The sequence below is a fragment of the Ignatzschineria sp. RMDPL8A genome (assembly GCF_029815055.1).
Taxonomy (GTDB): Bacteria; Pseudomonadota; Gammaproteobacteria; order Cardiobacteriales; family Wohlfahrtiimonadaceae; genus CALZBJ01.
In genome coordinates this window covers 306,887-318,337 of record NZ_JAPPWA010000002.1, presented here as the reverse complement: position 1 = coordinate 318,337, position 11,451 = coordinate 306,887, and the positions used below count along the sequence as shown (strand labels likewise).

General features: G+C 48.0%; 9 protein-coding genes. 6 read left to right on the top strand and 3 right to left on the bottom strand.

Annotation, left to right across the window (positions count from 1 at the left end):
- Positions 1-55: 55 nt before the first annotated feature.
- From folP to OXI21_RS02945, 3 genes are all read left to right on the top strand, one after another.
- Positions 56-931: a dihydropteroate synthase gene (gene folP / locus OXI21_RS02955; protein WP_279618072.1), complete on the top strand. Its 876-nt coding sequence runs from the start codon at positions 56-58 to the stop codon at positions 929-931.
- Between the two features lie 16 nt (positions 932-947).
- Complete coding sequence (locus OXI21_RS02950; RefSeq protein ID WP_279618071.1) at positions 948-2,861, top strand: ATP-binding cassette domain-containing protein; 1,914 nt, start codon at positions 948-950, stop codon at positions 2,859-2,861.
- A gap of 123 nt (positions 2,862-2,984) precedes the next feature.
- Complete coding sequence (locus OXI21_RS02945; protein WP_279618070.1) at positions 2,985-3,740, top strand: SDR family NAD(P)-dependent oxidoreductase; 756 nt, start codon at positions 2,985-2,987, stop codon at positions 3,738-3,740.
- Between the two features lie 87 nt (positions 3,741-3,827).
- Here the strand turns inward: OXI21_RS02945 and alr are convergent, their stop codons facing one another.
- Complete coding sequence (gene alr / locus OXI21_RS02940; RefSeq protein ID WP_279618069.1) at positions 3,828-4,907, bottom strand: alanine racemase; 1,080 nt, start codon at positions 4,905-4,907, stop codon at positions 3,828-3,830.
- A 218-nt stretch (positions 4,908-5,125) separates the two neighbouring features.
- Complete coding sequence (locus OXI21_RS02935; RefSeq protein ID WP_279618068.1) at positions 5,126-5,785, bottom strand: glutathione S-transferase family protein; 660 nt, start codon at positions 5,783-5,785, stop codon at positions 5,126-5,128.
- A gap of 218 nt (positions 5,786-6,003) precedes the next feature.
- On the opposite strand from OXI21_RS02935, the gene OXI21_RS02930 reads away from it, so the two are divergent.
- Genes OXI21_RS02930 through OXI21_RS02920 form a run of 3 tightly spaced genes read left to right on the top strand, consistent with a single transcriptional unit; the run spans position 6,004 to position 8,146 of the window.
- Complete coding sequence (locus OXI21_RS02930) at positions 6,004-6,675, top strand: hypothetical protein (protein ID WP_279618067.1); 672 nt, start codon at positions 6,004-6,006, stop codon at positions 6,673-6,675.
- A gap of 10 nt (positions 6,676-6,685) precedes the next feature.
- Positions 6,686-7,720, top strand: a complete 1,035-nt coding sequence (locus OXI21_RS02925; protein ID WP_279618066.1) for an ATP-dependent 6-phosphofructokinase — start codon at positions 6,686-6,688, stop codon at positions 7,718-7,720.
- 42 nt (positions 7,721-7,762) lie between these two features.
- Positions 7,763-8,146 carry a RidA family protein gene (locus OXI21_RS02920; RefSeq protein ID WP_279618065.1) on the top strand — a complete coding sequence of 128 codons (384 nt, stop codon included), beginning with the start codon at positions 7,763-7,765 and terminating at the stop codon, positions 8,144-8,146.
- 108 nt (positions 8,147-8,254) lie between these two features.
- On the opposite strand, the gene OXI21_RS02915 is transcribed toward OXI21_RS02920, so the two are convergent.
- On the bottom strand, positions 8,255-11,419 hold the full coding sequence (locus OXI21_RS02915; protein WP_279618064.1) for an efflux RND transporter permease subunit: 3,165 nt from the start codon (positions 11,417-11,419) through the stop codon (positions 8,255-8,257).
- Positions 11,420-11,451 lie beyond the last annotated feature (32 nt).

Genomic DNA, 11,451 nt, shown 5'->3' with positions numbered 1-11,451 from the left:
GCATCACTTATCACCCCGTTCATTTCCGTTCACTGGAGAAGGCACCCTGCATATCATGGCTAAAATTCTACGCTTTAATCAAACATCGCTTCATTTCGATCGCACCCAAATTATGGGCATTTTAAATGTCACCCCCAACTCATTTTCCGATGGGGGCGATTATTATGATGCTGAAAAGGCGCTCGAACACGCCTATCAGATGATTGAAGAGGGCGCAGATATTATCGATATTGGCGCAGAATCCACTAATCCGAAAGCGGCCCCCATTACCGCCGAAGAAGAGATCGCCCGCCTTCTCCCAGTCGTTAAAAAACTGACCGCGCATATCAATGTGCCGATCTCAATTGATACCTTTCGCGCTAAAACCATGGCGGTGATGATCGCGGAAGGCGCCGATATTATCAATGATGTCACCGGATTAAGTGACCCCGATTCTCTCCCCATCATTGCCAAAAGTGAGGCGGCGGTTTGCCTCATGCATCAACTTGGAAACCATGAAAAGATGCATATTGAGGGCGATCTCACCTATCCTGGCGGCATTACTCATTCGGTGACGGAACATCTCTTAAAGATCGCCTATCGCTGTGAAAATGCAGGAATTGATGCCTCGCGCATTATTTTAGACCCGGGCTTTGGCTTTGATAAAACCAATCCCGACCAGCTCTCGCTGCTTAACGAGATCCATCATCTAATCGGGACAGACTATCCCGTATTAGTCGGCGTATCTCGTAAGCGATTAATTGGGGCTGTTACCCATGTGGACGTGGCAAAAGAGCGCCTTGCGGGCAACTTAAGTGCGGCGCTCTGGGCGATGAATGCGGGTGCTGAAATCTTACGCGTGCACGATGTCAAAGCCACCAAAGAAGCCTTTTTAATGTGGGAAGCGATCGAATCGGCAACGCCGACGCTCCCCTCAAACGATTTAACTTAAAACACTGCCAATATTTATGATCGAATTTAGTAATCTCTCCATTCGCATGAATGCGAATCTCTTAATTGATGGTTTTTCCTTTACCCTCTCGCCGAAGATGCGTGTGGGCATTGTCGGGAAAAACGGCACCGGTAAAACGACCCTCTTCAATACGATTTTAGGGCGTTTAGAGCCGGATAAGGGCGATATCTATATCCCCAAAAATTATGTGATTGCCGAGGTTGCCCAAGAGATTCACGACACCTCGCTCACCGCCTTTGAATATATTTTATCGGGCGATGAAGAGCTCGCTGAGCTCCGTAAAGCTGAAGAAAAAGCGCTCCTTGAAGAGGATGGATTTGCCATTAGCGATATTCATCAACAGCTCGAACGCATCGATGGATACCGGGCCGATAGCCGTGCCTACCAGCTCCTTAAAGGGCTTGGGTTTATTGAAGCGGATTACCATAAAAAAGTACGCGAATTTTCGGGCGGATGGCGCATGCGTCTCAATATTGGTAAGGCGCTGATGTGTCGCTCCGATCTTCTCCTCCTTGACGAACCGACGAACCACCTTGACTTTGAAACGGTGGTTTGGGTGGAAGATTGGCTCAAAAATTATGGCGGCTCACTGATGGTGATCTCCCATGACAAAGAGTTTCTCGACAATATCTGCACCCACATCATTCATCTCAATCAGCAAAAAGCGACCGCCTATACCGGAAACTACAGCGATTATCTGCGCCTCAGTGCGGAAAAACTAGCGCACCAACAAGCGCTCTATGAGAAAAATGAGAAGACTCGCGCCCATCTGCAACAATTTATCAATCGATTTGGCGCGAAAGCGACAAAAGCGAAACAAGCACAAAGCCGTGTTAAAGCGCTTGAAAAACTGGAAGATATTGCACCGGTGGTGGCGGAAAACGAATTTAAATTTAGCTTTAGAACGCCCGATCGCCTGCCCGATCCGCTCATTCGCATGGATGAAGTGGATTTTTCTTACGATGGCGAACGCAACATTTTGCAAAACATCAATCTCACCATCACCCCCGAAACTCGTTACGGCATTTTAGGGCGAAATGGTGAGGGCAAATCGACACTCATTAAACTGATCGCAGGCGAACTTAGCACCGATCAAGGCCTAATCGTCGCCTCCGAGCATTTAAATGTGGGCTATTTTTCTCAGCATCAAGTGGAATATCTTCGCCTTGATGAGACGCCGCTTTGGCATATTCAGCAACTCGATAGCACGTTAATTACCCAAGAAGCGCGCAATTTTCTTGGCTCGTTTGGTTTCCATGGGGAAAAAGTCGATGAAGCGATCGGCCCCTTTTCAGGCGGTGAAAAAGCCCGTCTTGCCCTTGCGATGATCGTCTATCAAAAGCCGAACCTGCTCCTCCTTGACGAACCGACGAACCACCTCGATATTGAGATGCGTGAAGCGATCGCCATTGCGCTGCAAGCCTTTGAGGGCGCGGTGCTGATGGTCTCCCATGATGCCTCGCTCCTAAAACTTTGTTGCGATGAATTTATGTTGGTGGCGAAAAAGACGCTCAAGCCCTTTAAAGGCGATCTCGATGATTATCGTGATTACCTTATTGAGCAAAATCGAGAAGCAAATCGTAAAGAGAGTGGCGCAACGGAAGCGCTTATCGCACCGAAAAAAGAGACTTCTCAGCAGAGCCGTGAAGAGCGTAAGCAGCTCAACAATGAGCTCCGCCGGATTACCCGTGAAAAAGAGAGTGCCGAGAAAAAGATTCCGAAACTTGAGGATCAAATTGGCGAGATCGACGCGATTTTGGGCGATCCTGAGACCTATAATACTCATTCGCCCCAAGCGATCGAGAAGCTCAACGCCGATAAAGAGACCCTTGAAACCGAGCTGATGGCGCTTGAAGAACTTTGGCTGACCCATAGCGGACGCATTGAAGAGATTAACGAGCTGATTTAATCTCATCGATATCTGCACGATTACGGTTATAGTTATAAGAACCCTACACTCTATACGCGCCCTTCCCCTTCGACAAAAGAGCGCGTAGGATAGAGAGATTACACCATACAAAAGGAGAGAGTGATGCGAGTCATTTTAATTTCTGGAGCCTCTGCCGGATTTGGGATGGAAGCGGCGAAAAAGTTTATTGAAAACGGCGATTTTGTCATCGGTCTTGCGCGCCGTAAAGAGCGTTTAGATGAGCTAAAAGTGCTGCTTGGCGAACGTTTTTTACCGGTGGTTGCCGATGTAACCAACCATAAAAAACTTAAAAAAGCGATCGAATCGATTCCTGAGCTTTTCAATCAGATCGATGTGCTTGTCAATAATGCTGGCCTTGCGCTTGGGCAAGATCCGGCCTTTGAGGCAGATTTTTCCGACTGGGAAACCATGATTGATGTGAATACCAAAGGGCTCACCTATCTAACCCATCTGGTGCTTCCGCAAATGGTAGAGCGCAATCGCGGCTACATCATTAATTTAAGCTCAATCGCGGGCAATTACCCCTATAAAGGCTCCAATGTTTACGGCGCCACCAAGGCGTTTGTCACGCAGTTTTCGCTCAATCTCAGAGCCGATCTTGTGGGGAAAAACATTCGCGTTACCAACGTCGAACCCGGGCTTTGCTCAGAAACAGAATTTTCCAATGTGCGCTTTAAAGGCGATGATGAGCGCGCTGCCGATGTTTATGCTGATGTAAAAGCGATCACCGGTGAAGACGTGGCCAATATTTTAGTCTGGCTCTCCAATCAACCGGAGCACGTCAATATTAATCGCATCGAAATGATGCCAACGGCGCAAACCTTTAACGGACTAACGGTTCATAAGGGCAAGCTTTAACACGGAGTGCATAATCCCGACTAAAAATCGATATCAAACAAAAAGGAGACTCAAGCTGATGACTTAAGTCTCCTTTTTTCCATCTTGTTAATCCACAATCTCAAAACGAATTCGCGGCGCTAGATGGGTAAAAATGGTATAGGGAATTGTCCCACCCCAGAGCGCAACGCGTTCAATCGGGAGTGCATCGCCAAAGAGCGTTACTTCCTCATTCCACGACTCCATCGGCACAGAACGCAGATCGATCATCATCATATCCATCGCCGGCCGGCCAATAATCGGCGCTTTATGCTCACCCACTAAAACATACGCCTCCGTTGAAATTTCACGGGGATAGCCATCGGCATAGCCCATCGCAATCACCCCAATCGGCATCGTTTCCGGTGCGGTAAATTTCGCCCCGTAACCGACCGTTTCGCCCTTTTCAATAATGGAGGTATGGATAATTTTTGTAGTGAGATTAATGAGCGGTTTGAGGTTAAAATCCGCACCCGTGGTATCGTCAATCGGCGAGACGCCATAGAGCGAAATTCCAAAGCGAACGATGGCGTTATGAGTCTGCGGAAGCGTTAGTACCGCCGCGGAATTGGCATTGCTTTGAGGCGCATCGATCTCTTTTAGCGCTTCCATAATGGCGATCTGTTTTTCCGTTAAGGGAGAATCCGCCTCATCGGCGCAGGCAAAATGGGTCATCAAAGTGACCGATTTCACGTTTTTTGATGAACTCACACACTCGTAGATCTCCGGAATATCCGCCGGATTGGCTCCGAGGCGATGCATGCCACTATCGACCTTTAAAAAGACATTGAGCGGTTTTTTAAGCTCCACATCGGTGAGCCATTTGAGCTGTTTGGCATTTGCGACCACCACTGCAAAATTGTATTCAGACGCGGTGTAATACTCCTCTTGCTCAAACACGCCCTCTAAAAGAAGCACCGGCTTTTGCGCCCCAAATTCACGAATCTCAAGCGCCTCTTCAATGATCGCGACCGCCAAATAGTCGATCACAGGATTGCGCTCAAGTTCAGGCAATAATAATGGCACACGGTGCCCGTACGCATTCGCTTTAATCACCGCGACGTGTTGGCTTTCAGGTGAGCACGCGCGCAGCGTTTCAAGATTGTGTTTCAGTGCATTGATGGATAAATTTGCTTGTAATGGCCTCATTTAGACTCCTCCCCATAAAGTCATTTTTTGTTGTTATTGCATTACATTTTTCATAAAAATTTTTGGTTTAAAACGCCTTCACACCATCGTAATCTACGCCGATGTAAAGGTTTGCTAAGCTTAGCAAGTTTTCAAAATTCCTTCAAAAAGATTTCCCGCTAAGATGGCAAGCGCTCGTAAAAAAGGAGCTTTTATAAAAGCTCCTCCTAATGTGTGATCTAATTAAAAAAGACGCCGCCATTTTTGGCCATATTTTTAATGAAATTTTCTTTCCATTCTCGATCAATCATCGGCGCAATAAAGGGCTCATTTAAGAGCGTATTGCGAAGTGCGGCAAGCTTTGGAAAGCCGCTTAAAAGATCGCCTGAACGCAGTTCATCAACAATCACAAAACGAGCAAACATCGGCGCAAGCACTAGATCCACTAATGAAAACTGATCCCGACTAAAGTAGCGCGCATCAGGGTTTTTCTCATTTTCTAAAATCGCGAGCGTTGCTTTAAGCGCATCAAAGTATTGATCGGCATCCTCTACGGTTTTAGTGCGCATCGACATATATTGAGGCCCGTAAAGTTCGCCTGCAACCCCTGCCCACGCGCGATCTTTCGCCCGGGAAATCGGACAGATTTCATAGAGCGAATGCTCCGGATGCTCTTCTTCGATAAACTCCACAATCGCGAGCGACTCAAAGAGCACATCCCGTTCACTTACCTTCATGACCGGCACTTTTCCAAGCGGTGACCACGCGTTAAACCAATCGGGCAACTCGCCATGCGGATCGAGCCACGTCAATTCATGCGCCACCTTTTTATAATTGAGCGCAATCAACACGCGCTGAACAAAGGGACACAACGGATAACCCACTAATTGATAACTCATCTTCACTCCTTTTAGAGCCTTATTTTAAGCTCTCGGTTAAGCTAAAATATTGGGAATCGCCTCCCTCTTACACCACGGTTACACCCGTCAAAAAAGGGAAATATTCCTTCTGTATACTAACACACAACCGCCTGATTCATAGAGTGCTATGCGCTTTTCATCATCCCCCACTCAATCCATGTTAAGATAGGAAAATTACGAATAAAAGGAGACTTTACATGATTGAACTCTCAGCCATTCATCTCACCGGTGCCGATGCGGGCACCTTTATTCAAGGCCAAATCACCGCCGATATTAATCATCTTAATTTTATTGAGCAAACTGCCGAAAACACAGGGCTTGGGGCACTTTGTACCCATCAGGGCCGTGTGGTGGTGGTGATGTGGATTATCCGTCATGCTGAAGATGACATTGTGCTCTTAATGCCAAGCGATATGGCGGAGCAAATTAAAGCCCATCTTACCAAATTTGTCTTTATCTCTAAGGTGAAAATTGAGCTTAGAGAGGCGCTAGCGGACGAGCTTGCTACGCTGCCCGAAGATCTATTAATTCCTTGGATTACCCAAGCGACAACGGAAAAGTTTGTGCCTCATATGTTAAGCCTCGATAAATTGAACGGGATTCACTTTAAAAAAGGGTGCTATACCGGACAAGAGGTAGTGGCGCGGATGGAGTATTTAGGCGCTCCGAAACGCCGCCTTGCAAAAATTACAGCAAGTAACGTAAAAGAACTTGCCTATGGCGCAGAAATCCTTAATGATGAGGATAAATCAGCGGGAACGATTATCTACTTTGAAGGGGATAATGCGCTCGCGGTGATTCAATTGAGCGCGAAAGAATCGGCGCTAAAACTTAATGAACCCATCACGATCGAACATATTTGGGAGTAAAAACACTATCATGGCGAACGGAAAACATATCGGGATTTTAACCGCAGGCGGTGACTGTCAGGGGCTTAATGCAGCGCTTCGAGGCGTTACCTTATCGGCGCTCAAAGAGGGCTGGAAAGTCACCGGGATTAATGACGGATTTGTTGGATTGGCAGAAATGGCGCACACGCCCCTCACCTTTGAAGATGTCTATCAAATCGCAGGGACCGGTGGCACCATTTTAGGAACCGGCCGAGGTGGTGGACGTGCCCGCAATACCGAAGAGGCGGTCGCAAACTGCGTTGAGAGCTTTAAAAAACTGGAGCTCGATGCCCTTGTCTGCCTTGGAGGGGACGGAACGCAACGATTTGCCTCCTATCTCCATCAAGCGGGCATTCCAGTCGTCACCCTTCCGAAAACCATCGATAATGACATTGCGAAAACCGATGTCACCTTTGGCTATGATACGGCGGTTCACGTCTCTGTGATGGCGCTCGATCGCCTTCGCACAACGGCCGATTCTCATCACCGGTTAATGATTTTAGAGGTGATGGGACGCGATGCCGGTTGGTTAGCAGCAGGCGCGGCGCTTGGTGGCTCGGCGGATATCTGCCTTATTCCTGAGATGCCCTACTCGATGGAATCGCTCGTCAAATACATTAACAAACATATCTATAACAAACGCTCGGCGCTACTTGTGATTGCGGAAGGCGCAGTCTCGGAAGAGAATCACGCGCTCGGTCTTAAACCCAAAAAACATGCCGAAGCGATTAAGATCGTCGATGCTATTCCAGAACTCACCGGAATGCAAGCCCGTTTAACAACGCTTGGTTATGTGAGCCGTGGCGGCGTGCCAACGGCAAGTGACCGAATCTTTGCCACCCAATGCGGCACTAAAGCAATCGAGCTCATTAAAAAGTCACAATACGGTGTGATGGTCGCGCAACAAAATGGTAAACTCACCTCGGTGCCAATCGAGGAAGTGGCCGGGAAACCCCGTCTATTACCGCGCAATCATAGCCTCATTAAAACGATGCTCGACACCGGCGTCTGCATGGGCATTTAACCCGAATCACACGCACTATAAAAATACTATCAAGGAGACATCATGAAAAAAATTATTCATACTGATAACGCACCGAAAGCGGTGGGTCCTTATTCACAAGCGAATGCACTTGGTAACTTAGTCTTTACCTCAGGCCAAATTCCACTCGATCCTGCTACGATGCAAGTGGTCGAGGGCGATGTAAAAGCGCAAGCACGCCAAACGCTCCTTAACTTAAAAGCAGTCCTTGAAGAGGCGGGAGCGGGCTTTGATAGCGTACTCAAAACCACCTGTTTCTTAGACGATATTAAAGACTTTGCCGCTTTTAATGAAGTCTATGCAGAGTTCTTTGGGTCTGAAAATACGCCTGCGCGCTCATGCTTTGAAGTCGGTAAATTACCGATGGGCGTATTAGTGGAAGTGGAAGCGATCGCTTACGTTAAATAAGTTTATGCGTCCGTTTTAATGTCGCTTTATTCAAGCGATAAAAAACCGGCTCACAGATAATTCTGGAGCCGGTTTTTGTTTTTATGGTGTTTCTTTACTTGATCGTCACTACACTTTCGTGCGTTTTCCAACGATCAATCTAAAGAAGACCGGAGCGTAGAAGATCACGAGGAAGGTCCCTGCGATCATCCCGCCGACAACGGTTTTACCCACCACGTTTTGTGCGCCAGAGCCCGCACCGTTTGCCAGCGCAAGAGGCACAACCCCAAGACCAAACGCGATCGAGGTCATCATAATTGGGCGAAGACGTAAGTGCGCCGCTTCAACCGTTGCGGTGATCACATCTTTTCCTTCACGCATGATGTCACGGGCAAATTCTACGATTAGAATTGCATTTTTCGCTGTTAGCCCAATCGTCGTCAACATCCCTACTTGGAAGTAAACGTCATTATCAAGGCCTTTACCTAAATGCGCCGTCAATACCGCCCCGATAATCCCCACCGGAATAGTGAGAAGTACCGCAATCGGAATGCTCCACGACTCATAAAGCGCCGCTAAACTTAGGAAGATAACAAAGACCGATACCGCAAAAAGTACCGCCTGAATATCGCCGGTTTGACGCTCTTCATAGGAAGTCCCTGACCACGCCACATCAATCCCTTGAGGGAGTTTGTCACGCACAAGACGCTCAATCTCCAGCATCGCTTCACCGGTACTGCGACCTTGGTTCGCTTCAACGGAGAGTTTAAACGCCGGATTACCATTAAAACGGTCAATCTGAGGAGAACCAGAGCTCCATTTACCGGAGGCAAAGGCACTAAAGGGCACCATTTCACCTTTGGTATTACGCACATACCAGCGATTAAAGTCGGACGGCATCATACGAAATTCAGCGTCACCTTGCACCTGAACCTTTTTGATTCGGCCACGATCGACGAAGTCGTTAACATACATACCACCCCACGCCACCGAGAGCGATTGGTTAATCATATCGATCGGTACTTGAAGCGCTCGCGCACGGTCACGGTCGATGTCGATATAGTATTCCGCTTTATCCATCATACTGCCGTCACGCAAGGTTTGCGCATTGAAGATCGGCGATTGGCTGATCTCTTGTTTGAGCATATTCGCCGCTTTTAACAGCTCCTCATGCCCAAGCCCGATCGAGTCTTGCAGATAAAACTCAACCCCGGTTGATACCCCAAGTTCTGGGATTGCTGGCGGAATAAAGGCAAATCCAAAGGCATTATGTTTAAGTGCAAAGCCCATCAAATGCTGATTGACTCGGCCAAGTGTTGCTTGGATCGGCTCTTTACGCTCATCCCACGGTTTCATCATGAGGAAGTAGAGCGCTTGGTCACTTCCGCGACCGGTAAAGCTAAAGCCCGCAACGGTCATGATCGACTGCACGTTTTCGCTCTCTTCTTCCAAAATATATTGGGTCAGAGAGGCAAGCGCTTCTTCGGTGACATTAAGGGAGGCGTTACTTGGGTTAATAATCTGCCCAAGCGCAAACCCTTGGTCCTCTTCCGGTAAGAAGCTCGTTGGAATCGTTTTAAAGAGAAATCCAACGCCCACAAGCACGATCAAAAGTCCCATCACAAAGCGTTTTGGACGAGTTACCGCACCACGAACGCCTTTCTCATAGGCCACGTTCCCGCGATCAAAGAGACGGTTAAAGCCATCCACTAAAAGGTGAATTACTTTGGTAATCGGCGCAACAAGCGTCAACCAGATTTTCAATAACCCCGTCGGCTCTTTTGCTTGATCTTCTTTTGATTTTAAGATCGTCGCACAGAGTGATGGCGTAAAGATAATCGCAACAAGCACCGAAAGGAGCATCGCGGTAATAATCGTCACCGAGAATTGGCGATAGATAATCCCTGTCGCGCCCGGCATAAAGGCCATCGGTACGAATACCGCTGAAAGCACCACCCCGATCCCAACAAGCGCGCCAACGATCTGATCCATCGTTTTCTTCGCCGCTTCATAAGGGGTCGCATCCTCTTCTTCCATAATCCGCTCAACGTTTTCTACCACAACGATCGCGTCATCAACGAGCAGCCCGATCGCAAGGACCATCGCAAAGAGGGTTAAGGTATTTAAGATAAAGCCCATCGCCGCCAAAATTGCCAGCGTCCCGCATAATACATAGGGAATCGCAAGGAGCGGAATCAGTGCCGCGCGGAAGCTTCGGAGGAAGACATACATCACGATAAATACGAGAATGATCGCCTCAATTAAGGTCCCCATTACGTTATTGATCGACACCTCAACAAAGGGCGTTGTATCGTAAGGATACATATATTCCATCCCTTCCGGGAAGTTTAAGCTCGCCGTTTCTAAGAACTCGCGCACCGCTTTTGCCGTATCGAGCGCATTGGCACCAGAGGCTAAGTTAATCGCCATCGCCGTTGCGGGTTTACCGTTATAGTGCGAGGAGAATTGCTCATTTTCAGGCGACAGTTCCACCCGCGCCACATCGTCTAATAGGACTTTACTTCCATCTTCATTTACGCGAAGTTGGATCGCTTTAAACTCCGCTTCCGTCTCTAAAAGCGATTGTGCATTGATGGTATAGCGCAGTACCTGCTCTTTTTTCGCCGGCATTGCCCCTAAATCACCGAGCGTTGCTTGCGTATTTTGCTCTTTAATCGCCGCAACCACATCGAGTGAGGTCATGCCATATTGATTAAGTTTCATCGGGTCAAGCCAGATGTTCATCGCATAACCAGAGCCAAAGAGTTGCGTTTCCCCAATCCCGTAGAGTCGGCTAAGCGGCTCGGAGATATTCGACGCGACATAGTCTCCTAAGTCCGCATGGGTTAAAGAGCCATCAGGCGAGTAGAATCCGACCACCATCAAGAATGAACTGGATGATTTTTGTACTTGAATCCCTTGCTGCTGTACTGCTTGAGGAAGCTGGGTGAGCGCCGTTTGAATTTTGTTCTGTACCTGAACTTGCGCCATATCTGGGTCCGTTCCCTGCTCAAAGGTGATCGCAATCGAGACCACCCCAGTACTTGAACTTTGTGAAGACATATAACGGAATCCATCGAGCCCGGTTAAACTCTGCTCGATCACCTGCGTTACACTCTCTTCAACAGTTTCTGCGTTCGCACCAGGATAGACGGCCATAACCCGAACTTCTGGTGGCGCAATTTGCGGATATTGCGCAACGGGCAGATTCACCCCGGCAAATATCCCGATAGCTATCGTCATAATTGCAAGAACCCATGCAAATATCGGACGATCAATAAAAAAGTGTGCCATTTATAATATCCTTTTGTGTTGCCTGCGATTCA